Origin of the sequence: Azoarcus indigens (genome assembly GCF_004361735.1) — a bacterium.
In the GTDB taxonomy this organism is placed as follows: domain Bacteria; phylum Pseudomonadota; class Gammaproteobacteria; order Burkholderiales; family Rhodocyclaceae; genus Azoarcus; species Azoarcus indigens.
This window is the reverse complement of record NZ_SNVV01000016.1, coordinates 1-24404: the sequence shown is the minus strand read 5'-3', so window position 1 is coordinate 24404 and position 24404 is coordinate 1. Positions and strand designations below refer to the sequence as shown.

Annotated in this window: 25 protein-coding genes, 1 tRNA gene and 1 pseudogene; 17 read left to right on the top strand and 10 right to left on the bottom strand. The window is 68.4% G+C overall.

Going from position 1 to position 24404, the window contains the following annotated elements:
• Positions 1-22: 22 nt before the first annotated feature.
• The 10 genes from C7389_RS16950 to C7389_RS16910 all read left to right on the top strand — a co-directional run bounded on the left by C7389_RS16950 (position 23) and on the right by C7389_RS16910 (position 10878).
• Positions 23-1252, top strand: a complete 1230-nt coding sequence (locus C7389_RS16950; RefSeq protein ID WP_133593660.1) for an aspartate kinase — start codon at positions 23-25, stop codon at positions 1250-1252.
• Positions 1253-1297: 45 nt separating this feature from the next.
• Positions 1298-1391: transfer RNA gene (locus C7389_RS16945), tRNA-Ser, on the top strand.
• 297 nt (positions 1392-1688) lie between these two features.
• Entirely contained in the window at positions 1689-3635 is a 1947-nt protein-coding gene (nosZ, locus tag C7389_RS16940; protein WP_133593658.1) for a TAT-dependent nitrous-oxide reductase, read from the top strand.
• 170 nt (positions 3636-3805) lie between these two features.
• Positions 3806-6019: a NosR/NirI family protein gene (locus C7389_RS16935; protein WP_211168444.1), complete on the top strand. Its 2214-nt coding sequence runs from the start codon at positions 3806-3808 to the stop codon at positions 6017-6019.
• Positions 6020-6038: 19 nt separating this feature from the next.
• Entirely contained in the window at positions 6039-6479 is a 441-nt protein-coding gene (locus C7389_RS25180; RefSeq protein WP_211168445.1) for a transcription regulator, read from the top strand.
• Between the two features lie 10 nt (positions 6480-6489).
• Positions 6490-7779 (top strand): nitrous oxide reductase family maturation protein NosD, encoded by a 1290-nt coding sequence (locus tag C7389_RS16930; protein WP_133593656.1) that lies wholly within the window; start codon positions 6490-6492, stop codon positions 7777-7779.
• Positions 7780-7894: 115 nt separating this feature from the next.
• Entirely contained in the window at positions 7895-8794 is a 900-nt protein-coding gene (locus C7389_RS16925) for an ABC transporter ATP-binding protein (protein WP_246034854.1), read from the top strand.
• Between the two features lie 10 nt (positions 8795-8804).
• On the top strand, positions 8805-9620 hold the full coding sequence (locus C7389_RS16920; RefSeq protein WP_133593652.1) for an ABC transporter permease: 816 nt from the start codon (positions 8805-8807) through the stop codon (positions 9618-9620).
• 19 nt (positions 9621-9639) lie between these two features.
• Positions 9640-10176: a nitrous oxide reductase accessory protein NosL gene (locus C7389_RS16915; protein WP_133593650.1), complete on the top strand. Its 537-nt coding sequence runs from the start codon at positions 9640-9642 to the stop codon at positions 10174-10176.
• A gap of 6 nt (positions 10177-10182) precedes the next feature.
• Positions 10183-10878, top strand: coding sequence for a nitrous oxide reductase accessory protein NosL (locus C7389_RS16910; RefSeq protein ID WP_246034837.1), 696 nt, complete (start codon positions 10183-10185; stop codon positions 10876-10878).
• A gap of 324 nt (positions 10879-11202) precedes the next feature.
• Here C7389_RS16910 and C7389_RS16905 read toward each other — a convergent pair whose 3' ends face one another.
• Positions 11203-11589: a c-type cytochrome gene (locus C7389_RS16905; RefSeq protein ID WP_133593648.1), complete on the bottom strand. Its 387-nt coding sequence runs from the start codon at positions 11587-11589 to the stop codon at positions 11203-11205.
• A gap of 355 nt (positions 11590-11944) precedes the next feature.
• Entirely contained in the window at positions 11945-12400 is a 456-nt protein-coding gene (locus tag C7389_RS16900; RefSeq protein ID WP_133593646.1) for an RrF2 family transcriptional regulator, read from the bottom strand.
• A 271-nt stretch (positions 12401-12671) separates the two neighbouring features.
• Between C7389_RS16900 and ccoG the strand changes: the two genes are divergently transcribed.
• Both ccoG and C7389_RS25945 read left to right on the top strand, forming a co-directional pair.
• Positions 12672-14057, top strand: a complete 1386-nt coding sequence (ccoG, locus tag C7389_RS16895) for a cytochrome c oxidase accessory protein CcoG (protein WP_246034835.1) — start codon at positions 12672-12674, stop codon at positions 14055-14057.
• 41 nt (positions 14058-14098) lie between these two features.
• A complete protein-coding gene (locus tag C7389_RS25945) occupies positions 14099-15193 on the top strand; it encodes a methyl-accepting chemotaxis protein (protein WP_133593642.1) in 1095 nt (364 codons plus the stop codon).
• Between the two features lie 105 nt (positions 15194-15298).
• Here C7389_RS25945 and C7389_RS16885 read toward each other — a convergent pair whose 3' ends face one another.
• The 4 genes from C7389_RS16885 to C7389_RS16870 form a co-directional block, all read right to left on the bottom strand.
• The gene (locus tag C7389_RS16885; RefSeq protein ID WP_133593640.1) at positions 15299-15853 is read right to left on the bottom strand and encodes a Crp/Fnr family transcriptional regulator; all 555 of its coding nucleotides are present in this window, start codon (positions 15851-15853) and stop codon (positions 15299-15301) included.
• 376 nt (positions 15854-16229) lie between these two features.
• On the bottom strand, positions 16230-16580 hold the full coding sequence (locus tag C7389_RS16880; protein WP_162851770.1) for a DUF2946 domain-containing protein: 351 nt from the start codon (positions 16578-16580) through the stop codon (positions 16230-16232).
• A 137-nt stretch (positions 16581-16717) separates the two neighbouring features.
• Positions 16718-17506 (bottom strand): Crp/Fnr family transcriptional regulator, encoded by a 789-nt coding sequence (locus tag C7389_RS16875; protein ID WP_246034833.1) that lies wholly within the window; start codon positions 17504-17506, stop codon positions 16718-16720.
• Positions 17507-18016: 510 nt separating this feature from the next.
• The gene (locus C7389_RS16870) at positions 18017-18268 is read right to left on the bottom strand and encodes a DUF3079 domain-containing protein (protein ID WP_133593636.1); all 252 of its coding nucleotides are present in this window, start codon (positions 18266-18268) and stop codon (positions 18017-18019) included.
• A 326-nt stretch (positions 18269-18594) separates the two neighbouring features.
• Here C7389_RS16870 and C7389_RS16865 point away from each other — a divergent pair, with 326 nt between their 5' ends.
• The 3 genes from C7389_RS16865 to C7389_RS16855 are packed head-to-tail and all read left to right on the top strand — an operon-like array spanning position 18595 to position 20640.
• Positions 18595-19059: a hemerythrin domain-containing protein gene (locus tag C7389_RS16865; protein WP_133593634.1), complete on the top strand. Its 465-nt coding sequence runs from the start codon at positions 18595-18597 to the stop codon at positions 19057-19059.
• On the top strand, positions 19052-19309 hold the full coding sequence (locus C7389_RS16860; protein WP_133593632.1) for a DUF2249 domain-containing protein: 258 nt from the start codon (positions 19052-19054) through the stop codon (positions 19307-19309). The genes C7389_RS16865 and C7389_RS16860 overlap by 8 nt, the downstream gene beginning before the upstream one ends.
• A 44-nt stretch (positions 19310-19353) precedes the next feature.
• Positions 19354-20640, top strand: coding sequence for a hypothetical protein (locus C7389_RS16855; protein ID WP_133593630.1), 1287 nt, complete (start codon positions 19354-19356; stop codon positions 20638-20640).
• 10 nt (positions 20641-20650) lie between these two features.
• On the opposite strand, the gene C7389_RS16850 is transcribed toward C7389_RS16855, so the two are convergent.
• Together C7389_RS16850 and C7389_RS16845 are read right to left on the bottom strand one after the other, a co-directional pair.
• Entirely contained in the window at positions 20651-21352 is a 702-nt protein-coding gene (locus tag C7389_RS16850) for a Crp/Fnr family transcriptional regulator (RefSeq protein WP_133593628.1), read from the bottom strand.
• 198 nt (positions 21353-21550) lie between these two features.
• Positions 21551-21847, bottom strand: a complete 297-nt coding sequence (locus C7389_RS16845; protein WP_133593626.1) for a hypothetical protein — start codon at positions 21845-21847, stop codon at positions 21551-21553.
• 435 nt (positions 21848-22282) lie between these two features.
• Between C7389_RS16845 and C7389_RS16840 the strand changes: the two genes are divergently transcribed.
• Together C7389_RS16840 and C7389_RS16835 are read left to right on the top strand one after the other, a co-directional pair.
• Entirely contained in the window at positions 22283-23020 is a 738-nt protein-coding gene (locus C7389_RS16840) for a TerC family protein (RefSeq protein ID WP_133593624.1), read from the top strand.
• Positions 23017-23502, top strand: a complete 486-nt coding sequence (locus C7389_RS16835; protein ID WP_246034832.1) for a universal stress protein — start codon at positions 23017-23019, stop codon at positions 23500-23502. Before C7389_RS16840 ends, C7389_RS16835 begins: the two co-directional genes overlap by 4 nt.
• Positions 23503-23623: 121 nt before the next feature.
• Here the strand turns inward: C7389_RS16835 and C7389_RS16830 are convergent, their stop codons facing one another.
• A complete protein-coding gene (locus tag C7389_RS16830) occupies positions 23624-24205 on the bottom strand; it encodes a hemerythrin domain-containing protein (protein ID WP_133593620.1) in 582 nt (193 codons plus the stop codon).
• Between the two features lie 76 nt (positions 24206-24281).
• Positions 24282-24404: pseudogene (locus C7389_RS16825) on the bottom strand (3-oxoadipyl-CoA thiolase); the annotation flags it as partial.

Here is a 24404-nt window from a genome sequence, read left to right as displayed (position 1 = left end):
TTATCCACAGGCGCTTGGATCGATGGCTCTGATAGTTCAGAAGTATGGTGGCACCTCCATGGGTAGCCCCGAGCGGATCAAGAACGTTGCCCGCAAGGTGGCCAAGTTCCGCGCCGAGGGCCATGACGTGGTGGTCGTGGTTTCGGCGATGAGCGGCGAGACGAACCGGCTGATCGCGCTGGCCAAGGAAGTGGCGGCGACGCCGGAGCCGCGTGAGCTGGACGTGGTGATCTCCACCGGCGAACAGGTCACCATTGGCCTGTTGTGCATGGCGCTGCAAGACATTGGCGTCAAGGCGAAGAGTTACACCGGTAGCCAGGTGCGCATCCTCACCGACTCCTCATTCACCAAGGCGCGCATCCTGGAGATCGATGAGGAGCGCATGCGCCGCGACCTGCAGCAGGGTTCGGTGGTGGTGGTCGCTGGCTTCCAGGGCGTGGACGCCGACGGCAACATCACCACGCTGGGCCGCGGCGGCTCGGATACCACCGGGGTTGCACTGGCGGCGGCGCTCAATGCCGACGAATGCCAGATCTACACCGATGTGGACGGCGTCTATACCACCGACCCGCGCATCGTTCCGGAAGCCCGCAAGCTGGACACCATCACCTTCGAGGAGATGCTCGAGATGGCCAGCCTGGGCTCCAAGGTGCTGCAGATCCGCTCGGTCGAGTTCGCCGGCAAGTACAAGGTCAAGCTGCGTGTCCTGTCCAGTTTCCAGGACGGAGGGGAGGGCACGCTCATCACAGTCGAGGAAGACAGCAACATGGAACAGCCCGTTATCTCCGGCATCGCCTTCAACCGCGACGAGGCCAAGCTCACCGTTCTCGGCGTGCCCGACAAGCCCGGCATCGCCTACCAGATCCTCGGTCCGATCGCGGAAGCGAACATCGATGTGGACATGATCATCCAGAACGTCGGCCATGACGGCACCACCGATTTCTCCTTTACCGTCGGCCGCGGTGACTTGGACAAGGCGGTCAAGATCCTGGACGGCGTGAAGGCGCATTTCGGCGCCCGTGAGCTGAAGAGCGACAAGACCATGGCCAAGGTTTCGGTGGTCGGCGTCGGCATGCGTTCGCATCCGGGCGTGGCTTCCAAGATGTTCCGCACGCTGGCCGAGGAGGGCATCAACATTCAGATGATCTCGACCTCCGAGATCAAGATTTCCGTCGCCATCGAAGAGAAGTATCTCGAGCTGGCGGTGCGCGTGCTGCATAAGGCTTTCGGCCTGGACGGCGGCGAAGCTTGAAATTGACCCGCTGGCGCGAACCAGCTATAGTCGCGCCCTCGTAACGGAGACGTGGCCGAGAGGTCGAAGGCACTCCCCTGCTAAGGGAGCATGCGGGCTAAAACTCGCATCGAGGGTTCGAATCCCTCCGTCTCCGCCAGATACGGAAAGGCCCCTGGAAACCCAGGGGCCTTTTCCATTTCTGCGTTCCCTTTTCCGCGCCTCCGCGAAATTTCCCGCAACAAAACGGCATGGCCGGACGCGCGTCGGCCAGGCGTACCGCTTATGCGGGTGGTGTGGCTGTGCCGGCCGCACTGACATATTCCCTGGCCATGGCTTTGCTGCCCTGCGCGAAGTGACTTTCCGAATTTGCGGTGGATCAAGGATTCCGCTGTCGCGGACTTCGAGAATCGACCCCGACAAGAAGGTCATCCCATCGCAAACGGAGTCACGCAACATGAGCCGAGAACACAACAAGACGCCTGAGGAGCAGCTGGATACGGGCCGTCGCAGATTCCTCAACACCGCGGCGGTAGCGGGGCTTGCGGGCGCCTCGATGAGTGTCGGCCTGTCCGCCTGCAACCAGGACAGCAAGTCGGCCAGCGCTGTGCCTGCCGCCGCGGCCGGCCATGCCGACGCCGCCCACGAAGGTCAGAACCCGCACCTGAAGCCGGGCGAGCTGGATACGTATTACGGTTTCTGGAGCGGCGGCCACACCGGCGACTTCCGCGTGCTCGGCATGCCTTCCGGCCGCGAGCTGCACCGGGTGCCGTGCTTCGTGCCGGACGCGCTGGTGGGCTGGGGCATCACCAATGAATCCAAGGCGGTGATGGGTACCAAGGCGGACGGCAGCCTGAAGTACACCGTGGCCGACACCCACCACACCCATGCCTCCTACAAGGACGGCAACTACGACGGCCGCTACGCCTGGATCAATGACAAGATCAACAGCCGTATCGCCCGTATCCGGCTGGATTACTTCATCTGCGACAAGATCACCGAGCTGCCCAATGTGCAGGGCTTCCACGGCATCTTCCCGGACAAGCGCGACCCGGTGGACCCGGCGATCAACTACACCACCCGCGTGTTCTGCGGCGCCGAGTTCCACGTTCCGCTGCCCAACGACGGCCGCGATCTGGAATCGCCGGAGAAATACCGCTCGCTGTTCTCCTGCGTCGATGCGGAGACCATGGAAGTGCGCTGGCAGATGCTGATCGACGGCAACTGCGACCTGGTGGCCACCTCCTACGACGGCAAGCTGGCGGCGACCAACCAGTACAACACCGAAGGCGGCTACCACTATGAAGGCATGATGTCCGCCGAGCGCGACGCCTGCCTGTTCGTCAACATCGCCCGCGTCGAGGAGGCGGTGAAGGCCGGCAAGACCATCACCATAGGCACGTCCAAGGTGCCGGTGGTGGATGGAACCCGCGCCGCCAACCCGGACCCGAAGACCGCGCTGGTCGGCTACGTGTCGGTACCGAAGAACCCGCACGGCGTGAATGCCACGCCGGACGCCAAGTACTTCATCTGCGCCGGCAAGCTTTCGCCCACCGGCACGGTGATCGAGCTGGCCAAGGTACTGGACTGGTTCGACGGCAAGCTGGACGACATCGACAAGGCCATCGTCGCTGAAGTGGAACTGGGTCTCGGCCCGCTGCACACCGCCTTCGACGGCCGCGGCAACGCCTACACCACGCTCTTTCTCGACAGCCAGATCGTGAAATGGAACGTGGATGCGGCGATCAGATTCCACGCCGGCGACAAGAGCGCGCAGTACGTCGTCGATCGCCTGGATGTCACCTACCAGCCGGGCCACGTGAATGCCTCCCAGTCCGAAACCCGCTTCGCCGACGGCAAGTGGCTGGCGGTGGGTTGCAAGTTCTCCAAGGACCGCTTCCTGCCGGTCGGCCCGCTGCATGCGGAAACCGAGCAGCTGGTGGACATCTCCGGCGAGAAGATGAAGCTGGTGGCGGACCACCCGGTACGGCCGGAGCCGCACGACTTCATCATCTTCAAGCGCGATCTGCTGCGGCCCAAGCAGGTCTATGACATGAGCGAGTTCCCGCTGGCGGTGAAGGATCAGAAGGAAGCCGGCGTGTTCCGCGACGGCAAGAAGGTCACGGTGAAGATCGCCTCACTGGCGCCGGCCTTCGAGCCGCGGGAGTTCAAGGTCAAGGTGGGCGACGAGATCACCATCATCCTCACCAACCTGGACAAGGTGGAAGACCTGACGCACGGCTTCGCCATCCCGAAGTACAACGTCAATTTCATCGTCAATCCGCAGGAGACGAAGTCCGTCACCTTCAAGGCCGACAAGCCGGGCGTGTTCTGGTGCTACTGCACCCACTTCTGCCACGCGCTGCACCTCGAGATGCGCTCGCGCATGATCGTGGAGGCCTGATCCCTTTCTTTTTCCCGGGTTGTTGATGGGGTGCGATTCGAGGGGCCTGGCGCCCCTCGCTTTTTTCCCTGCAGGCGCTGGTGGAGCGCCCGGCGAAATTGACCCGCAACAAGTACAGCCTGCGTCGCGCTTCCTAGACTGCGGCCATGCCGTTCCAGACGGACCGTACCATGATGATCCCCCAGGCCCTGCGCGGGCTGCTGCTACTCGCCGCGCTGCTGTTCGCGGCCCCCCTGGTGCGGGCGGATGCCTACGAGGCCAAGCTGCCCGCCGAACTGAACACCGCTCCCCGTTTGTGCGACTACGTGCCCTGTGCCGAGGTGCTCCCGGGCGCCACGATTTTCTCCGAGCGCAAGGGAAGACCCTTCTATGTCGAAGGTTATGTCGAGGAGGGAAACGGCAGGCGCCTGGCGGGCTATGTGATGCTGTCCACCGACATCACCGACATTCCCGCCTATTCCGGCAAGCCGGTGGTGACGCTGATCGGCATGGACGCCAACGGCCGCTTCACCGGCAGCCGCATCCTCAAGCACTCCGAGCCCATCCTGCTGCTGGGCATTCCGGAATCGGCGCTGGTGCGCTTCAACCAGCAGTACCTCGGCAAGTTCGTCGGCGACAACATCGAGATCGGCCAGTCGCGGCCGGAGGAAGACATCATCGGCCTGGACGCCATCTCCGGTGCCACCGTCACTGTGATCGCGCAGAACCAGGTGATGATGAGCTCCGGCGCCGCGGTGGCGCGCCAGGTCGGCATTCTGGAACGCACCATGCGTCCGCAGGCCCGGCTGCTGGAAACCGGCGCAACGCCGGACTGGGCGACGCTGGCCACGGAAGGCAGCGTGAAGAAGCTGACAGTGGCGCCGGAGCAGGTTGGCCTGCCGCGCGCCGCCCAGCCCTTCATCGAACTCTGGTACGGCTACCTCAACCAGCCGGACGTGGGCCGCGCGGTCCTGGGCGAGGCCGGCTGGCAGAACCTGCTGGCACGGCTGAAGCCGGGCGAGCACGCCATCTTCGTGATCCGCAGCGACGGCAAGGAATCCTTCAAGGGTTCCGGCTTCGTGCGCGGCGGCCTGTACGACCGGGTGCAAGTGCGTCAGGGCCAGGACGCCTTCACCTTCCGCGACCTGGACTACCTCAACCTCTACGGCCTGGCGGCGGCCGGTGCGCCGCGTTTCGACGAGTCGGCCATCTTCATCATCCGCTCCGACGCCTTCTCCGCCGCCTACCCGTGGAAGTTCACCTTCCTCGGCAACCGGGTGGACCGCGAAACCGGCACCCGCAGCTTCGCCAACTTCGACAGCGAATACTGGCTGCCCGCGCACTACTTGGACGGCGGCCGGCCTGAGGTGAAGAAGCCGGCGCCGCCCTGGCTGCGGGTGTGGCAGACGCGCCGCTACGAGATCGCCGCCTTCGCCGCGCTGCTGATCGCGGTGGCGGTGGTATATGCCCGGCGTGACCGCCTGACCCGCGCCGCCACCCGCAACAACAAGTGGCCGGTGAATGGCTTCAAGTACAGCTTCTGGCTCATCAGCATCGGCTTCGTCGGCTTCCACCTGATGGCGCAGCCCTCCATCACCCAGGTGCTCACCTGGTTCCATGCGCTGCTGTTCCAGTGGCGCTGGGAGCTCTTCCTCACCGATCCCTTCATCTTCCTGTTCTGGATCTTCATCGTCGCCACCGTCTTCCTGTGGGGCAGGGGGCTGTTTTGCGGCTGGCTGTGCCCCTTCGGCTCGCTGTCGGAGCTGCTGTACAAGACAGGCGGCTGGGTCGGGCTGAAGCGCTTCCAGTTCAAGCTGCCCAAGGTCTGGCACCACCGCCTGAAGTGGGTGAAGTACGGCGTGTTCGGCGGATTGCTGGCGGTATCGGTGTTCTCCATGGGGCTGGCGGAGATGCTGGCCGAGGTGGAGCCGTTCAAGACCACCTTCCTGGTCGGCCTGTTCAACCGCAGCTGGCCCTACACCTTGTTCGCCGCCAGCCTGCTCGGCTTGTCGATCTTCACCGAGCGGCCGTTCTGCAAGTACCTGTGCCCGCTTGGCGCCTCGCTGGCGATGCCGACGACCTTCCGCTGGTTCGGCCTCAAGCGCAAGTCGGAGTGCAGCAGCTGCAAGGCCTGCGCGGTGGGCTGCGGCTCCCAGGCCATCGACGAGCACGGCCGCATCGACCAGCGCGAATGCCTGCATTGCCTGGACTGCATGGTGCTCTACACCGACGACCACGCCTGCCCGCCGCTGGTGCACGAGCGCAAGCGCCGCGGCAAGGCCGGCCTGCCGCTGACGCCGATAGGCGCGAACGGCTACTACATCCCGATCAAGCCGGTGCCCGCCGCGGCCACCGCCAACGCGGCCACCGCCAACGCGGCCAGCGGCATAGCGCCGCAGTCCTGAGGCAATGGAGAACGACAACATGGTCGACCCGAGAATGCTCACCGAGCCGGTGCAGCCGCCCTACGCGGCGGAAGGCGGTGGCCTGCGCCGGCTGGCCGCCGAGCTTTGGGACCACCTGTGGCCGTGGAGCCGCAGCGGCTTCCGCCATCCGCGCACTCAATTGCGCGCGCTGCAGGGCGCCGGCCTGGCGCTCGCGCTGGCGGTCAGCGTGGTGTGGGTGCTGGCGGCCGCCGGCCGGCTGGAGGCGGGCGCCGTCATCGGCTGGTGGTTCGGCTGGAGCGTGTTCGAAGTCATCGTCCGCCTCGGCGCCAAGCCCTATGTGAAGGAAGGGCCGTGGTGGGGCCGGCGTTACCGCGCGGCTTCGCTGATGGACATGCTGTGCTACGTCGGCTTCAAGAACCTGCTGATGGGCGCGGCCCTGTTCCTGGCGCTGAAGTCCTTCGGCCTGCTGGTGGTGTGAGCCTTCCGCCATGACGCTCCCCACCGCCCGCCGCCTGCTGATCCTCATCGCCGGCATCGCGCTGGCAGCGCTGGCGCCCCTGGCCGCCGCGGCCACGCTGCGGGTGGTGCCCGGCGAATCCATCCAGGCCGCGCTCGACCGCGCCGAAGCCGGTGACGTGGTGGAAGTGGCGCGCGGCCGCTACGTGGAGAACCTGCGCATCACCAAGCCGCTGACGCTGCGCGGCCTGGAGCGGCCGACGATCTCCGGCGGCGAGCGCGGCGACACGATACGCGTCACCGCGGTGGACGTCGTCATCGAAGGGCTGATCGTGGCCGACTCCGGCGGCAGCCTGCGCGAGCAGAACGCCGGCATCTACATCCAGCCCGGCGCCGACCGCGCGGTGGTGCGCAACTGCGAGCTCACCTACAACCTGTTCGGCCTGTGGGTGGAGCAGGCCAACGACGTGCTGATCGAAGGCAACGTCATCACCGGCAAGCGGGATTACCAATCCTCCCAGCGCGGCAACGGCGTGCAGCTCTACAACACCCGGCGGGCCCGGGTGCTGGGCAACGAAATCAGCTTCGTGCGCGACGCCCTCTATGTAGACGTCACCCACGACGCCGTCTTCCGCGGCAACCGCCTGCACCACAGCCGCTACGGCACCCACTACATGAACTCCTACCGCAACCTGTGGGAGGACAACGATGTATGGATGAACCGCGGCGGCCTGGCGCTGATGGAGGTGCGCGACCAGGTGGTGCGCAACAACCGCGTCTGGGCCAATTCCGACCACGGCATCATGCTGCGCACCATCCAGGACGCGGTGGTGGAGAACAACATCGTCGCCGGCAATTCGCGCGGCTTCTTCATCTACGACGCCGAGTACAACACCCTGCGCGGCAACCTGCTGGTGGACAACCTCGTCGGCGTGCATCTGTGGGCCGGCTCCAAGAACAACCAGGTGGAACGCAACGACTTCATCGCCAACCGCGAGCAGCTGCGCTACGTCGGCGCCCGCGACGAATTGTGGGGGATCAAGGAAGGCAACCACTGGAGCAACTACCTTGGCTGGGACCGCAACGGCGACGGCGTGGGCGATGTGCGCTACGAGGCCAACGACCTGGTCGACCGCCTGAGCGGGAAGCATCCGCTGATCAAGCTGCTGCTCGCCAGCCCGGCGGTGCAGACCCTGCGCCTGGTCGGCCAGCAGTTCCCGCTGCTGCGCGCGCCCAGCGTGGTCGACCCCAAGCCGCGCATGCGGCCCGACAAGGAAAACTGGAGAGACTGGCGTGGCAAGACCTTCCCTGGCATACGCTGAAATGCCGAACGCGTCGTCCGGCGCGGGCGCCGACCCGCTGGCCACAGCCGCTGCGGAGCAGCACCCGGGCGCCCAAGCCACTGAAGCCACTGAAGCCGCTGGAACCACCGACGCGGTGGTCACCGTCCGCGGCGTGCGCAAGCACTACGGCGCGGTGCATGCGGTGGATGGCGTGGATCTGGACATCCGCCGCGGCGAACTGTTCGGTCTCATCGGCCACAACGGCGCCGGCAAGAGCACCCTGTTCAAGATGATGCTGGGCCTGGTGCCGGCCAGCGCCGGCGAGATCCGCATCGGCGGCGTCGCCGTCGGCGGCCGCGATTTCCGCGCCGCCCGCCGCGCCGTCGGCTACCTGCCGGAAAACGTGGTGCTCTACGACAACCTCACCGGCCTGGAAACGCTGCACTTCTTCGCCCGCCTCAAGGGCGCGGCGGCGGCCGACTGCGCGCCGGCGCTGGAGCGTGTCGGCCTCGCCCAAGCGGCGCGGCGGCGGGTGCGGGAATACTCCAAGGGCATGCGCCAGCGCCTCGGCTTCGCCCAGGCCCTGCTCGGCAAGCCGCGGCTGCTGTTCCTGGACGAACCCACCACCGGGCTGGACCCCGAAGCCATCCGCGACTTCTACGCCACCCTGCGCGAACTGCGCGCCGAGGGCGTCACCATGGTGCTCACCTCCCACATCCTGGCCGAGATCCAGGAGCGGGTGGACCGCCTCGCCATCATGGCCGCCGGTAAGGTGCAGGCGCTGGGCACGGTGCAGGCGCTGCGCGAGCGCATGGACTTGCCGTTGAACATCGAGCTGCGGGTGGCCGCGGTGGAAATCGCCGCGGTGCGCGCCGCGCTCGCCGGCCTGCCACTGCTGGCGGTGGGCGACTGCGAAGGCGGCCTGGCGCTGCAATGCCGGCGCGAGCTCAAGATGGCGGTGCTGGAGGCGCTCACCATGCTGGCCGGCAGGGTGAGCGACATCCGGGTGCGCGAACCCTCGCTCGAAGACGTGTTCTTCGGCTTCGCCGATTGAGGAGGGCGACATGGAAATCCGACAGATCGCCACCATCGCCGGCAAGGAGTTCTGGGACCGCCTGCGCAACCGCTGGGTGCTGGCGGTGGCGCTGGTATTCACCGCCTTCGCCCTCGTCATCGCCTATTTCGGCGCTGCCCAGCAGGGCGCGGTGGGCTTCCGCTCCATCGAAGTCACCATCGCCAGCCTGGTCAGCCTGGTGATCTACCTGATCCCGCTGATCGCGCTGATGCTGGGCTTCGACGCCATCGTCGGCGAGCGCGAGCGCGGCTCGCTGGACCTGCTGCTGGCGCTGCCCATCACCCGCTTTGAACTGCTGCTGGGCAAATACCTCGGCCTGGCGGCGGCGCTGGCCTTCTCCACCGTGGTCGGCTTCGGCCTGGTGGCGCTGGTGCTGGCGCGCCAGCTGGATGTGGGCGCGCTGTTCCACTACTTCGGCTTCATGGGCAGCTCGGTGCTGCTGGGCATGGCCTTCCTCAGCCTGGCGGTGATGCTGTCGGTGTTCGCCGCCGACCGCACCCGCGCCTCCGGCCTGGCCATCGCGCTGTGGTTCTTCTTCGTGCTGGTGTTCGACCTGTTGCTGCTGGGCGCCCTGGTGCTGGGCGGCGACGGCTACGGCAGCGAGTTCTATCCCTACCTGCTGCTGGCCAATCCGGCGGACGTGTTCCGCATCCTCAACATCTTCAGCCTGGACGATGTGCGCACCCTGTACGGCCTCGCCACCGTGTTCCCGCCGGCGCTGGCACAGCCCTGGATGCTGGGCGGGGTGATGCTGGGCTGGATCGCGCTGCCGCTCGTTATTGCTGCCTGGCGCTTCCGCAAGTGACGAAAGAGAGAACGACATCATGAAATCCTCCCCCCTTGCCCCGTATTCCCGCCTGCTGCTGATCGCGGCCGCCGCTGCGCTGCTCGCCGCCTGCGGCCCGGCAGACCAGAGAGCCCAGACGCCGGTGGCGGTCGAGATAGACCGCGGCACCGTGTGCGCGCTGGACGGCATGCTGCTGGCCGACTACCCCGGCCCCAAGGCCCAGATCCACTACCAGGACAAGGCCGAGCCGGAGTTCTTCTGCGACACGGTGGAAATGTTCTCCCTCTACCTCAAGCCGGAGCAGGTCCGCGGCGTGCGCGCGCTCTATGTGCAGGACATGGGCAAGGCCGAGTGGGACAACCCGCGCGGCCACTGGGTGGATGCCCGGAGCGCCTGGTATGTGCACGGCTCCAGCCGCAAGGGCTCCATGGGGCCGACCATCGCCAGCTTCGGCAGCGAGGCGGATGCGCAGAAATTCGCTGGCGAGCACGGCGGCAAGGTCTACCGCTTCGAGGGCATCACCGCCGACATGGTGGTGCTGGACGGCGGTGCACTGCACGACCAGCGGATGTAAGCCGCGATGGATGCCAGAACCCGCGTCCACGCCTCCGCCGCTACGCCGTTCTGCCGCCTGGGCATGCTGGCCACCGGCCTGCTACTGCTGGGTGGCGCCATCTACGGCTGGCATGCCGCGGGCGCGGCCGCGCCCGCGGGCGACCGGCTGGCGGTGGCGCTGGCCGAGGACGTCTGCATCGTCCGCCCCGGCGCGCCTTTCCCCGGTGCGGTGCATCCCTACGACCCCGCCAGCGGGCTGGAGATGCTGGCCGCGCGGCCGGTGCCGGCGCTGGCGCGCTGCGCCGTCTGCGGCATGTATCCGGCGCGCCAGCCGCAATGGGCGGCGCAGGTGATCGTCGCCAGCGGCGACGCCTGGTTCTTCGATTCGCCGGTGGACATGCTGCTCTTCATCGCCGACAGCAGCCGCTTCACCGAGGGCCAGGGCGCTGGCGAGATTGCCGCCCGCTACGTCACAGACTACGCCGGCGGCGGCTGGGTGCCGGCGGCGCAAGCCTGGTTCGTGCACGGCTCCACCGCCAACGGCCCGATGCGTGGGCCGGACCTGCCGGCCTTCGCCCAGCGCAAGGATGCCGAAACCTTTGCCCGCGCCCGGGGTGGCGAGGTGCTCGGCTTCGATGCGCTGGATGGGGGAATCGCCGAGCTGCTGCGCTACGGCCACGGGCACCACGGGCACTCGATGCCGGCGCCTGTGGCGGGGTGAGGGCGGGGCGGGTTGAACAGGGCGGCGATCACGCGGGCGGCGGGTTCGCCCGGCGGATGCCGTCTTCAGCCTGATCGCTTGATTCCGGAAGGGCAGGGCGCGGCGGCGACTGCCCCCCCTACGCCAGATGGCCTGGCAAGCGCAAGCGCATTCAGGCCTTCTGCGCCCTTGGCAGCGCTGGCCTGACGCCGATGATGAAGGGGATCGGCACCGGCGAGCGTTCGCCCTCTCGCGGCTGGCGAAGCGCCTCGGGCTGCGCCGAAGCGAGGGACGTTTCAGCGCAGCCCGTCTGCGCGGCATGCGAGCGGGCGGCTGGCGTGCTGCTTACTCGGACTTCGACACCATGAAATCCACCGCGGCCTTCACATCCTCATCCGGCATCGTCGCCGCGCCACCGCGCGCCGGCATCATGCCCTTCTGGCCGGTGAAGCCTTCCAGAGCGTGCTTGTACAGCGTGTCCTTGCCCTGGGCGATGCGTGGGCCCCAGTCGGCCTTGTCGCCCGGCTTGGGCGCGCCGGCCACACCGGCGCTGTGGCACATGGCACAGACCTTCTTGTAGGAACTTTCGCCGGGGTGCGGCGCGGCCGGGGCGGCGGCCACCGGTGGCGGTGCCGGCGCGGCGGCAGGGGCTGTCGGCGGGCTTTCCTGGCCACCGCAGGCGGCGAGGGAGGCGGCGAGCAAAGCGGCAATCAGCAGGGGGGCGTTTTTCATGACAAGGCTCCGTTTTTGTCTGTGCGGTAAGCCGGCGGCGGTTCGCGGCCGGCTGCGAGTGCGGGGCCATGCTATGAAGCGGCGGACGAAATTTGATTGATTCGAATCAAAACGGCAAAGCCGCTTTTTGTGTGAATCGAAATGGCCCGGCGAACTGCGGGCTTGCCGCCGCTGCGCTGCGCCGGCCGGCGTGGCGCAGGCTGAAAGCCGCGTAACTGCGGCGTTTCCATTGCGGGAAATGATGCATTTCCGCCGCGCCGGAAGCGGAGAAAAGCAGCCTGAAAAATGCCGATGGGCTCCTTCGTTTTTTTTGGCGGCTGAAAACGCGAAAAGCGGAGGAGGGGGAGCGGGACGCTCAGCCCTGGCCGGCCACCGGCCGGCGGATGAAGGCGAGATGCTGCGGCGTGCCCGGTGGTTCGTGGATCAGGTCCGCCAGCGTGCGGCCGTCCAGCACCGCGAACATCGCCGTCAGCGCCTCGCCCAGCACCCCCTGCAGGTGACAGGCGCCGTCGATGTAGCAGCGGGAGTCGCTGCCGAAGCACTCCACCAGGGCGAAGTCGGTTTCGGTCTGGCGCAGCACCGCGCCCAGCACGATCTGCGCCGGCGCCTGCGCCAGCCGCATGCCGCCGCCCTTGCCGCGCAGCGTCTCGACATAGCCGGCGCGGCCGAGTTGGTGCACCACCTTGGTCAGGTGATGTTCGGAGATGGCGTGCGCCTGGGCGATCTCGGCCACGGTGCTGAGGCGGTCGCCGCGTTCGCCCAGGTACATCAGTACGCGCAGGCAGTAATCGGAGAAGGTGCTGAGCCGCATGGTCCGGCCTTTAAAGGTGTATGAAACATATTGATTATGGCCTGCCTCACTGGTAATCTGAAAGCTGCATAGGAAATGCATCTTATGCTGTGCCGGCAACGCCGCTGGCAACGGTCCTTTCCCCGAAAAATCACCGTGCCCCGCGGCGTCCATCCCCATGTCCGAGCAGCAGCGCAGTTCCCCGTCTTCCTCCGAGGCGTCTTCAGCGCCCCTGACTCAGTCCTCTCCCCGGCCTCCTGCGAAACCCCTGCGCCGCGCCAAGCTGTCCGCGGTGCCCAAGCCCGAGGCGGGCTCGCCCTTCGTCTCTGAGGCCAAGGTCTATCCGCGCAGCATCAGCGGCGTGTTTCAGCGCTGGCGCTGGGTGTTCGCCTGGCTGACGCAGATTGTCTTCTACGGCTTGTGCTGGTTGCCGTGGAACGGGCGTCAGGCGGTGCTGTTCGACCTGGATGCCCGCCGCTTCTACGTCTTCGACTTCGTGCTGTGGCCGCAGGACACCATCTACCTCGCGGTGCTGCTGGTGCTGTCGGCGCTGGCGCTGTTCCTGTTCACCACGGTGGCGGGGCGGCTGTGGTGCGGCTACACCTGTCCGCAGACGGTCTATACCGAACTCTTCCTGTGGGTGGAGCGCAAGATCGAGGGCGATCGCGCCAAGCGCATGAAGCTGGATGCCACGCCCTGGGGGCCGCGCAAGCTGGGTCTCAAATCGGCCAAGCACGGTGTGTGGCTGGCGGTGGCGCTGTGGACCGGCTTCACCTTCGTCGGCTACTTCACCCCCATCCGCGAACTGGCGGTGGAGACGCTGTCCTTCTCGCTGTCCGGCTGGGAGACCTTCTGGGTGCTGTTCTACGGCGGGGCCACCTACGGCATGGCCGGCTTCATGCGCGAGCAGATGTGCAAGTACATCTGCCCCTATGCCCAGTTCCAGTTTGTGATGTTCGACCAGGACACCCTGATCGTCGCCTACGACGAGGCCCGCGGCGAGCCGCGAGGCGGCCGCTCCAAGAAGGTTGCGGCCAAGGAGCAGGGCCTGGGCGATTGCGTGGATTGCAGCATGTGCGTGCAGGTGTGCCCCACCGGCATCGACATTCGCAACGGCCTGCAACTGGAGTGCATAGGCTGCGGCGCCTGTATCGACGCCTGTGACCAGGTGATGGACAAGATGCAGTACCCCCGCGGCCTCATCCGCTACTCCACCGAGAACGCGCTCAAGCACCGCAGCTCCCGCGCCACCATCCTGCGCCGCGCGCTGCGGCCGCGGGTGCTCATCTACAGCACCGTCTTCCTCGTTGCGCTCATCGCCACCGCTTGGTCGCTGGCGACCCGGGTGCCGCTGAAAGTGGACGTGCAGCGCGACCGCGCCGCGCTGGCCAGCGAGGCGGACGACGGTTCCATCGAGAATGCCTTCCGCCTGCAGCTCATCAATGCCAGCGAAAGCGAGCGCCATTACGTGGTGAGCGTGGCCGGGCTGGAGGGCATCCACCTGGCCGAAGCGTTGACGGTGAGCGTGCAGGGCGCCTCCACCGCCGCCGCCACCGTACAGGTGCGGGTGGCGCCGGGCGCCGCCGGCAGCGGCCCGCACCGCATCGAATTCACCGTGACCGACCAGGCCGATCCCGCGGTGACGGTGACCGAAGATGCCAAGTTCTGGTTGCCCTGAACTTCTCTTGAACTGCCCCCAGTTCGCAGCGGAGAACCGCGATGTGGCCCTTCCCCGATATCCGCGCGCTGCGTGAAGCCGAGCAGCGCTGCGCCGCACTTGCGAGCGAAAACGCTGCGCTGCTCGCCCGCCTGGAGGGGGCCGAGGCCGACCGTGCCGAACTCGCCCGGCGCCTCGCCGCCCGTGAGCAGGAGTGTGAGGTGCTGAATGGCGTGTTCCGCAACCTCGGCAGCTTCGGCGACTCCCTGGCCGGTGTCGGCGGCTCCTTCCTTGAACTGGTCGGCGCGCTGGACCGCGACAAAGGCAAGGCGGTGGATGCCGCCGAACATGCCGAGAGCAACCGCCAGTCCTTCGAGACCATCGCCGGCCGGCTGCAGCAGATGGTGGGGAAGATAGGCGAGGCTTCCGCCAAGGTCGAGGGCCTGCACCACCGTGCCGAGGAGATCGGCGGCATCGTCGAGCTGATCAAGGAGGTGGCGGCGCAGACCAATCTGCTGGCCCTGAACGCCGCCATCGAAGCCGCCCGCGCCGGCGAGGCCGGCCGCGGCTTCGCGGTCGTGGCGGACGAGGTGCGCAAGCTCGCCGAACGCACCGGCAAGGCCACCGGCGACATCGCCGAGCGGGTCGCCGCGATCCAGGGCGACACCGGGGCGGCCAGGGCGGTGATGCAACTGGGCGCGCAGGACATGGAAGCGTTTTCCCGCTACAGCGCGGAGGCCACCCTCAGCATGCAGCATCTCATCGGCCTGTCGCGCGAGGTGGAGCACTCTTCCGCCAGTTCCGCCCGGCTGGCGAACGTGGAGCTCGCCAACCTGGAAGAGCTGGGCCTGAAGCTGGAGGTGTACAAGGTGCTTCTCGGCCTCTCCGACCTGCGCCCCGACGCCTTGCCGGACGAAACCGCCTGCCGCCTCGGCCGCTGGTACTACGACGGCGAGGGCAAGGCCCGCTACGCCCGCTTGCCCGGCTACGCCGCCCTGGAGCAACCGCACCGCGAGGTCCATCAGCACGCCCGTCGCGCGCTGGAACTGCACTACGCCGGCAAGCCCGCGGCCGCCCTGGCCGCGCTGGCGGCAATGGAGCAGGCCAACCTCACGGTGATGGCCGGCATGGCGAGGATGCTGGCCGGCGAGGCCTGAGCCACCGTTGCCGCCGGCAACCCAGGCGGATCGCTGGACGACGCCCGCAGCCCGGCGGCCGCCGCCCCCCACCGGCATGCCGCCGGCCCTCTCCGCTTGCCGGCCTCATTCCATCACGTCGCGTACCCAGCGCACGCGATGGCGGCCCTGCACATCCAGCGTGCCGTCGGCCCCCATGGAGGTGATGGTGCGGGAGACGGTTTCCAGGGTCAGGTCGGTGATGTCGGCGATATCCCGCAGCCTGGGCAGTACGACGGCGCAGCCGCTGCCGCCCATCAGCGCCAGCAGCTTGCGGATGCGCTCCGTCGCCTTGCCGCAGCGCAGGGCCAGCAGCGCGCCCATCCGCCGTTCCGCGGCGGCCACCGCCTGCAGCCAGAACCCGCTGGCTGCCGCGTCGGCGGCCTGCGTCCAGGGTTTGAGCGTGCAGGGCGACAAGGCGTGGGCACTGAAGGTGTAGCGGCCGAAGAGCAGGGTTTCCGCTCCGACCACATCGCCGGTCATGGCGAGTCCGGCGAACCGGGGACCGGTGTCGTCGTCATGATCCAGCCGCAGGGTGCCGCTGACCAGGCGCCAGGCATGTCCTTCCTCGCCAGCGGCGTAGAAGGGGGCACCGCGCCGCAGCGACACCATGCCTTGCCCGGCTTCATTGTGTTCGTTCACTTTTCGGCTCCAGCCATATTGCGTTGTCGGAAGAGCAGCGGGTGCTCGTTCGTGCCCGCCGCTTCCCGTGGCGCCTTCCTCCTGGGAGGGGCGTGGCGCGGCGAACCGGGAATGGGCATGGGCAAAGCGCTCCGGCAGGGCGAGTCGCCACGCCAGCGCTTCCTTCGCAGTGCCTGAGCGGGCAGCGGTGGCGGCTCCGTTCCGGCAGCGCAACAGACGTGACGAAGCGGGGCGCCGGCGCAGGAAGGCGGGCGGGCCGCCGGCCGGTCCTCGGGGCCGGTCTGGCAGGTGTGCTCATTGCCAGGGCGGCGGCTCATCCGGCAGCGGATGGGGCGGTGCGGCCGGGGACGGCTGGGCAAGCCCGGCCGGAGGCGGATCAGGCGGAGGGGGGCGCTCGCGGCTGCGGGGTGGTCCAGGCCGAAACCGGGGCCGGCGGCAGCGCGGCGGCCAGGGGCAGAGGGCCGGCAGGCCCGGCGAGGGCTGGCCAGGACTGGGCGTCCACCGGCGCCAGCGCAAAACCGAAAGCGTGGGTGAGGCAATAGGGACAACTGCCGCTGCTGCCCGCGTGCCCGGACTCGTCCGGCGAGCCGCCTCCCGCCTGGAGGTGCTTGATGCCCGCGGCGGTGCAGACTTCCATCCACCCGGCGTCCCGGGCCGCGAGCGCCTTGCTGATGCCGGGAGCGAGCACCGTCAGCAGGATCGCCAGGATGGCGAGCCAGCTGCTCAAGCGCTGAAGGCCGGGGGAGAGGGGCATGCTGGCGAGAAGAAGGGTGCGCAGGCGGCGCGGGGCCGGAGGCGGGAATTCTATCGGACGCGGCGGGGAGCGGGAATCGTCATGCCGCCGCCGCATTTCTGCCCTCTCCCTCAGTCCAGGCTGGCCCGCAGCCTGGCGATGTCGGGCACATGGATGGTGCGGCCTTCCACCTCTATCAGGCCGCTGTCTACGAGCTCGTGCAGGATGCGGGAGAAATGCTCCTGGGTGAGGTTGAGGCGGGAGGCGATGGTGCCCTTGCTGGTGGAGAGCCGGATGGAGACGCGGCCGCGGCCGGGGCAGTCTTCGTCCAGCCCTTCCTCGCGCAGCAGGTAGCCGACGATGCGGTCGCGGCCGGAGCGCAGCGAGTAGCTCTCCACGTCGCCCATCAGCTGGTGCAGGCGGCGTGACAGGCCGCCGATGATCTTGCGGCAGAACAGCGGGTCGCGCGCCATTTCCTCGAACACCGCCTGCTTGGGAATGTGCAGCAGGCGGGTGTCGCTCAGCGCCTGCGCCATCACCACATAAGGCTTATCCATGAACATCACTGCTTCGCCGAAGGTCTGGCCGGGGCGCAGGATTTCCACCACCTTCTCGTTACCCGCCGCCGACAGGAAGGCGAGCTTGATCTGGCCGGCGAGGATGAGGTGGAAGCCGCTGCACGCGTCGCCACGGTGGAACAGGATCTCGCCGCGGGCGGCGGTGAGCTCGCGCACGCCGCGGGCGAAGCGGGCGATCTCGTCCTGCGCCAGGCCCTCGAACAACGGCGCGGTGGCGAGCAACTGGCAGATGCGCTCGCTCTGCACGTCTATGGCTTGAGGGCCGGCCGTGAGCGGAAGATGGGGCGCTGCCGGCTCGCGTGGGTCGACCGGCTGCATGCAGGGGAGGGCTTCGCGCAGCATGCTTACCTCCTGGGCTGGGCGTGGTGGGCGGGAACTGCCGGAGGCGCGGCCGGGCGGCCGTTGAAGGCCGGCGGAATGCCGCCGCGATGAGCCTTCGCGCCGCCGCCGGCCGGTTGCGGGGCAAGCGCCGGGCGGTGCATCGCTGGCGCTCCTTCCCGGCCCTGCAGACCACGCTGGGCGTCCGCCCGGCGGATCGGGATGACGCGGCGGGGCGGTGGGCCGGGGAAGGTGTCCTGCGCGGTCATCGGGATAAGGAGGTCGGTGGAAGCGGAAAGGCCGGGAGCGGCCCGGAGATAGGCCGCAGTCTAGGAAGGCGCCGGGGCAGGCTCCTTGATTCGGGACAATTTTGGCGGCGCGCTTGTCATCGGCGGGAAGCGGCCTCGATGCGGCCCGGTCATGGCGGTCGAATGCCCACCAAAGGGGAAGGACGGGTGCCGGTTGCGGGGCGGGCGGCGGCTGGCGCCGCGCGGCGTTATTGCGGTGCCGGAGGCTGGCTGGCGGCCGCCGCGTTCAACGCGGTGCCGTTCCCGTGGCCGCTTCCGCGGCAGCCTGGGCGGATGTCTCCTCGACGGCGTTGCCCTTCTCGTCCGGCGTCAGGCCCCAGTCGCCGTAGAGGTACCAGTCTTCGCCCAGCAGTTCCGCCGGGTGCTGGGTGCGGCCGGAGCCGTTGCCACAGCCCAGCGAGGCGGTGGGGCAGTACTTGTCGCAGCCCCAGCAGATGCGCTCGGGGTGCTTGGGGTTCAGCGGGAACTTCTTGGCCATGATCGCGGGCGCTTCTACGCCGGGTAATGCAGGCAGGAGGCAGGAAACGGATATCCCCTCGCCGGGCCGCTCGGAGGAGGAAGCGTGGGCGCCCGAGCGATTGTCTGGATCGCGTGAGGAGGTGAGCGCCGTGGCCCGGTGAAGGGATGGGCGGATTATCCGGCCGCTTCCCGGGCGCGCTCCATGATCCAGATCAAGCGATCCAGGCTGGCGTCGCCGGCGGTCGCCGCATGGCAAACGATTTTTCGGATTTGATTGGGGTCAAGGAGCGGCCCGGCGGCGGCGCAAACAATCCGGCCTCATCTGCCACCCCGGAGAGAGCCCGAATGGACCGCCTGACCCACTTCATGCAACACCACCATGGCCATTGCGACGAGGCCTTCGCTACCGCCGAGGCCGATGCCCACCGCGGCGACTGGAGCGCCTGCGCCGCCAGCCTGGCCCGCTTCCGCGCCGACCTGCTCGGCCACCTGGCGGTCGAGGAGGAGCGCATCTTCCCCGCCTTCGAGGCCAGCACCGGCAACACCGCCGGCCCCACCCGGGTGATGCGCTCCGAGCATGAGGAGATGCGCGAGCTGCTGGGCTGGCTGGACGAGGCGCTGGCTGGCCGCAACGCCGTCGCCTTCGCCGATGCCGCCGAAACCTTGCTCATCCTGCTGCAGCAACACAACATGAAGGAAGAGAACATCCTCTACCCGATGTGCGACCGGATACTGGGTGGCGACGAGGTGGCCTTCAAGCAGCTGATGGGAGAGGTCGAGCAGGCCTTGATGGAGGTGGCGCATGGCTGAGCAGGCGGGGGACGGGGCGGCGGGCGCCCCCCGGGTGATAGACGCGCGCGACATGGTTCCGCCGGAGCCGATGGAGCGCACCCTGGAGGCGCTGGATTTCCTCGAACGCGGCGAGGAGCTGCAACTGTGGCTCAACCGTGAGCCCTTCCCGCTGTACCGGATACTGAACACCAACGGCTACGCCTACCGCACCGAGTACATCGAGGACGACGGCCGTTTCATCGTCCACATCCGGCACGCCGGCCACTAAGCGCGGCCGCCACGGCGACCGCATTCCCCGCGGGAGGCAGGCCGATGGCCGCCGAACTTTCCTTCGAGCAGGCGCCGCCGCTGTCGGTGCCGCTGCGCTTCTTCTTCACCGCGCCGCTGTTCGTTCTCGCCGCCGGCCTGTTGCTGGTGCTGCGCGGCGAGGCGGTGTTCGCCAGCCGGTGGACGCCGGAGGCGCTGGCGGCCACCCACCTGCTCACCGCCGGCACCATGCTGCAGATCATGCTGGGCGCGCTGTTCCAGGTGCTGCCGGTGGCCGCGGGCGCCAACGTGGTGCAGCCGCGCCTGCTCGCCGGGTTGGTGCATCTGGCCTTGAGTGCCGGCGGCGCGGCGCTGGCCTGCGCCTTCCTGTGGAGCGATGCACTGTTCTTCCACCTTGCCGCCGGCCTGCTCGGGCTGGCGGTGGCGGCGCTGGTGCTGGGCGTTTCCGCCGGCCTGTGGCGCACGCCGGCGCTGGGCGCCACCGTGTGGGGGCTGCGCGGGGCGATGCTGGCGCTGGTCGTCACCGTCGGCCTGGGCGCGGCGCTGGCGCTGGTACGCAGCGGCGATCTCGGCGGCGGCTGGATGGCGCTGTCCACCCTGCATCAGGCTTGGGGGCTGGGCGGCTGGGCCGGCCTGCTGCTGGTGGCGGTCGCCTGGCTGGTGGTGCCGATGTTCCTGCTGACGCCGTCTTACCCGCTGCTGTTCACCCGCGGCCTGCCGGCGGCCATAGGCGCGGTGCTCATCATCGGTTCGCTGGTGATGGCGACGCCCGCCGGCTGGGGCGGCGGTTGGGCGGAGCGGCTGCTGGCCATCGGCCTGGCGCTGGCCGCGGCCGCCTTCGCCTGGGCCACGCTGGCACTGCAGCGCCGCCGCCGGCGCAAGATCACCGACGCCTGCTTCCGCTTCTGGCGGCTGGCGATGTTGGCACTGATGCTGGTGGCGGGGCTGCTTGCCGCCAGCGCCACCGGTCTCGCGCCGGACGCCGGGCTGGGGCCCCAACTGGGCGTGCTGGCGCTGGCCGGCGTATTCCTGTCGGTGATGCTGGGCATGCTCTACAAGATCGTGCCCTTCATCCTGTGGCTGCACCTGCGCCGCAAGGTGAATCGGCCACCGGCGATGACCCGCCTGATCACCGAGGAGCGCCAGCTGCTGCATTACCGCCTGCACCTGGCCAACCTGCTGGCGCTGCTGCTGGCCACCCTGTGGCCGCCGACGGCGGTGGCGGGCGGCCTGCTGCTGGCGGCCTCCGGCGGCCTGCTGCTGGCGAACCTGGCCGGCGCGCTGCGGGCTTACCTCGCGGTGGAGCAGGCGCCGGCGGTGGCGCTGCCCTGAGCCGGCGCGCTCAGCCCTCGTGCGCCCGCAGCCGGCGCAGGTCGTGCAGGGTGATGTGGCGGCCGGCGACGGTGATGAGGCCGCTGTCGGCCAGGTCGTGGAAGATGCGCGACAGGGTTTCCGGCGTGAGGTTGAGGCGGGAGGCGATCACCTGCTTGCTGGTCGGCAGGCCGATGCGGCACTCGCCGCTGTCCACGTCCTCCGGCGTCTGCTGCAGCAGGTAGCCGATCACCCGCTGGGTGCTGGAGCGCAGGGTGTAGGTCTCGACGTCGCGCACCAGGCTGTGCAGGCGGATGGAGAGGCCGGCGAGCAGCTTGCGGGCGAAGCGCGGGTCTTCGTCCAGCTGGCCGAGGATGGCGTCGTGGCCGATGGCGAGCAGGGTGCTGTCGACCAGCGCCTCGGCGAACACCGGGTAGGGCCGCTCCATGAACATCACCGCCTCGCCGAAGCTCTGGCCGGCGCCTATCACTTCCACCACTTTCTCGTTGCCCTGGGCGGAGGAGAAGGCCAGCTTCACCTGGCCGCGCAGCACGCAGAAGAAGCCGCGCGGGGTGTCGCCGCGCTGGAACAGCACTTCGCCGCGGGCCAGCGCGCGTTCGCGGCTCTGGCGGGCGATGCGCGCGATGTCTTCGTCGGCGAGTTCCGAGAACAGGGGCACCTGGCGCAGCTGGGCGATCAGGGCGGGGGAGGCGGTGGGGAGTTCTCCGGCCATCGTTGTTCAGCCTGTCATGGGGTATGGCCGTCGATTCTAGCCCATGGGGAAAGCAGGCCCCCTGGCTTGCTGATGGCGCGGGTCTGTCGATTGCAAGCGCAAGGCGGAGTGCGGGTGGAAGGCGGCGGACGGAAAAAACAAAAGGCCCCCGATAGGGGGCCTGGCGATGGCGGCGGCGGGAAGCGCCGCCGGCCGGCCTCAGCGGGTGGCAGTCTGGACGGCCTGCGGGCGGATTTCCTCGGCGACCTGGGTCGCTGCGTCCGCCTTGGCGACGCCGGGCAGCACCACGGCGCGCGGGCCGTGGCTGAGCTTGCGCACGTTGTCGGAGGCGGTGGCTGCGGCGGGCGTGCCGGCAGCGGCTTCGCTGGCGGCGGTCTGCTTCGCGGCGGCGCGGGCGCGTTCGATGGCGGTCCAGTCCGGCCCGGCGATGCTGCTGCCGGAAACGAGCAGGAGGGAAAGGGCGGCGAAGGCGGCCGTCTTGTTGCTGAATTGCATGTAGGTACTCTTTCTTGAAGTGATTGATGTTGTAGTGGGCGCTGCACCGGCGGCGGCGCACCCTCACGGGGAAGGCGGCTTTGCGCGGCGGCCGCTTTCCGCAAGGTCCATGCCGCGCGTTGCGGAGAGGCTTTTTCGCGCGCCTGGATACGGCGTGCGGGCGAGGGGGAGGTGCCGGGAACGCGGCCGAAGCGTCAGGGCTTGTCAGACAACCGTGCTGCATTTGTGGCTTTGCCGACGCCATTTCCGCCGTGCAGCGCGGGTTCCGGCGGTGCACGCCGGGTGCTAGACTCGCAGCCCTGATCCGCGGCCGGCAGCAGTGTTCCGCCGCGGGCTGCAACCCGCGCCCGGCGCGGGTTTTCGTTTGGCGGCGGCGTGTGCCGGCGCCACCCTGCGGCGGGCCGTGGAGGCCGCCGTCCTGACCAAGGAAGATCAATGCCGGAGTTTCTTCTCGAGCCGACGTTCTGGGTTTCGGTGGCCCAGGTCATCGCCATCGACATCCTGCTCGGCGGCGACAACGCGGTGGTGATCGCGCTCGCCTGCCGGCGCCTGCCGGAATCCCAGCGCAACAAGGGCATCTTCTGGGGCGTGCTGGGCGCCATCGTGCTGCGCATCGTGCTCATCTTCTTCGCGGTGAAGCTGCTGGCGATGCCCTTCCTCAAGCTGGTGGGCGCGCTGCTGCTGGCCTGGATAGGGGTGAAGCTGATGCAGCCGGAGGATGAGGACGAGCACGGCAGCATCGAGGGCAGCACCCACCTGCTGGGCGCGATCAAGACGGTGGTGGTGGCCGACGCGGTGATGAGCCTGGACAACGTGATCGCGGTGGCCGGCGCGGCGCATGGCGACATGTCGCTGGTGGTGTTCGGCATCGTCGTCAGCATTCCCATCATCGTCTGGGGCAGCAAGCTGGTGCTGCACCTGATGGACCGCTTCCCCATCGTGATCACGCTGGGCGCGGCGCTGCTGGGCTGGATCGCCGGCACCATGCTGGTGGGCGACGTGATCCTGGCGCCCCTGCTGTCCGGCGCGCCGGGCTGGCTGCACTATGTGACGGCCGCCATAGGCGCGGTGCTGGTGGTGGGCCTAGGCAAGTGGCTGGCGAGCCGCGCGGTGCCCGGCCCGCTGGTGGAGCTGGACCTGGAGGCGGACGACAAGGGGAGGGGCACGAAATGAGCGGAATGAGCGAAGAGGGCGGCACCGCCGGTGAGGTGGTGGCGACCCAGCCCGCGAGCGTGAAGGTGCTGCTGGCGGTGGATGGCTCCGAATGCGGCGAGCGCGCAGTTGCCCACCTGCTGCGCCTGACCGGCGCCGGCCTGCACGCCGAGGTTCATGTGCTGAATGTGCAGATTCCGGTGGATTCCGGCCATGCGCGGCTGTTCGTTTCCCATGAGGAGTTGCAGCACTACTACCGGGAAGAGGGCCTGGCGGCGCTCAAGCCGGCGCGGGAGCAACTGGAGGCGGCCGGCGTGGCGTGCAAGACGCACATCGCCATTGGTCACACGGCGGAAACCATCGTCCGCTTCGCCGTCGAGGGCGGCTTCCATTCCATCCTGCTCGCCAGCCGCGGCCGCGGCGGCATTGGCCGTCTGCTGCTGGGTTCGGTGGCGACCGAGGTGGCACGCACCTCGTCCATTCCGGTGACCATCGCCCGCTGAGGCGGTGGCGGCCGGCGGCTGCCGGCCACCCCTTGCTCCTGCGCCGGCGGCCACGGTTCCTGCGAGCCGGGGCCGCCAGCGGCGGTGCTTACTTAGGTGGCGGCGCTCAGTGGCGGGACACTCAGGCCGCCGGGCCGAAGCCCATGGGCGCCGGCGCCAGCGACAGGATCTTCTGGTACAGGGATTCCGCCTCTTCTTTCGGCTTGATGCCGAACAGCGGGTTGTCGTTCTCGCGGAAGGCGGTGTGGATTTCCGCCCAGTCCTCGGCGGTGAGCACCCGCTCGGCGATGGGCATGAACACCTCTTCCTCGGTGTGCAGGTGCTCCCACTCCAGCTCGGCGTAGCGGTCGGCGGTAGCGAAGAAGCGCTCGCGGGCCTCGGTTTCGCCGTTCTGGAAGGCGATCAGGTCACGCTTCAGTTCCTCCACCATCGGGTAGCCCAGGCTGTGCTCCCGCTCCAGGCGCTCGATCAGTTTGTCCGCCTCGCGGGTGCGGCGGCGCACCGCGGCGAAGAGGTATTTGTCCTCCTTGGGGTGATGCCAGCGGTCCGGGTAGGACACGATGTAGTCCAGGATGGCCTTGAGCAGCGGAAAGTTGGGCGCCGAACCCTTGCGCATCTCCTTGACGAGGTAGCGCAGGGAATACAGTACCGCGCTGATGGCGAGGTGTTCGTCCTTGATGATCTGGATGGCTTCCGGCCTCACGGTTCGTCTCCTTGTTCTCTTCTGGTGTGGGCGGCAGTGGCCGCCTTCTCATGTTATCCCCTGCGTGCGCAGGGTTTCAGATCCGCTCTATGGCGATGGCGATACCCTGCCCCACGCCGATGCACATGGTGCACAGCGCATAGCGGCCGCCGGTCGCCTCCAGCTGGCGCATCGCGGTGAGCACCAGGCGGGCGCCGGA

Bases quoted from the DNA above. Each gene is read 5' to 3' on its own strand.
- C7389_RS16920 (WP_133593652.1), top strand. From the start codon at position 8,805: ATGGAAATCCGACAGATCGCCACCATCGCCGGCAAGGAGTTCTGGGAC.
- C7389_RS16860 (WP_133593632.1), top strand. From the start codon at position 19,052: ATGGCTGAGCAGGCGGGGGACGGGGCGGCGGGCGCCCCCCGGGTGATA.
- C7389_RS25945 (WP_133593642.1), top strand. From the start codon at position 14,099: ATGTGGCCCTTCCCCGATATCCGCGCGCTGCGTGAAGCCGAGCAGCGC.
- C7389_RS16900 (WP_133593646.1), bottom strand. From the start codon at position 12,400: ATGCGGCTCAGCACCTTCTCCGATTACTGCCTGCGCGTACTGATGTAC.
- C7389_RS16915 (WP_133593650.1), top strand. From the start codon at position 9,640: ATGAAATCCTCCCCCCTTGCCCCGTATTCCCGCCTGCTGCTGATCGCG.
- C7389_RS16935 (WP_211168444.1), top strand. From the start codon at position 3,806: ATGATGATCCCCCAGGCCCTGCGCGGGCTGCTGCTACTCGCCGCGCTG.
- C7389_RS16855 (WP_133593630.1), top strand. From the start codon at position 19,354: ATGGCCGCCGAACTTTCCTTCGAGCAGGCGCCGCCGCTGTCGGTGCCG.
- nosZ (WP_133593658.1), top strand. From the start codon at position 1,689: ATGAGCCGAGAACACAACAAGACGCCTGAGGAGCAGCTGGATACGGGC.
- C7389_RS16840 (WP_133593624.1), top strand. From the start codon at position 22,283: ATGCCGGAGTTTCTTCTCGAGCCGACGTTCTGGGTTTCGGTGGCCCAG.
- C7389_RS16835 (WP_246034832.1), top strand. From the start codon at position 23,017: ATGAGCGGAATGAGCGAAGAGGGCGGCACCGCCGGTGAGGTGGTGGCG.
- C7389_RS16905 (WP_133593648.1), bottom strand. From the start codon at position 11,589: ATGAAAAACGCCCCCCTGCTGATTGCCGCTTTGCTCGCCGCCTCCCTC.
- C7389_RS16850 (WP_133593628.1), bottom strand. From the start codon at position 21,352: ATGGCCGGAGAACTCCCCACCGCCTCCCCCGCCCTGATCGCCCAGCTG.
- C7389_RS16910 (WP_246034837.1), top strand. From the start codon at position 10,183: ATGGATGCCAGAACCCGCGTCCACGCCTCCGCCGCTACGCCGTTCTGC.
- C7389_RS16845 (WP_133593626.1), bottom strand. From the start codon at position 21,847: ATGCAATTCAGCAACAAGACGGCCGCCTTCGCCGCCCTTTCCCTCCTG.
- C7389_RS16950 (WP_133593660.1), top strand. From the start codon at position 23: ATGGCTCTGATAGTTCAGAAGTATGGTGGCACCTCCATGGGTAGCCCC.
- C7389_RS25180 (WP_211168445.1), top strand. From the start codon at position 6,039: ATGGTCGACCCGAGAATGCTCACCGAGCCGGTGCAGCCGCCCTACGCG.
- C7389_RS16875 (WP_246034833.1), bottom strand. From the start codon at position 17,506: ATGCTGCGCGAAGCCCTCCCCTGCATGCAGCCGGTCGACCCACGCGAG.
- C7389_RS16865 (WP_133593634.1), top strand. From the start codon at position 18,595: ATGGACCGCCTGACCCACTTCATGCAACACCACCATGGCCATTGCGAC.
- C7389_RS16930 (WP_133593656.1), top strand. From the start codon at position 6,490: ATGACGCTCCCCACCGCCCGCCGCCTGCTGATCCTCATCGCCGGCATC.
- C7389_RS16870 (WP_133593636.1), bottom strand. From the start codon at position 18,268: ATGGCCAAGAAGTTCCCGCTGAACCCCAAGCACCCCGAGCGCATCTGC.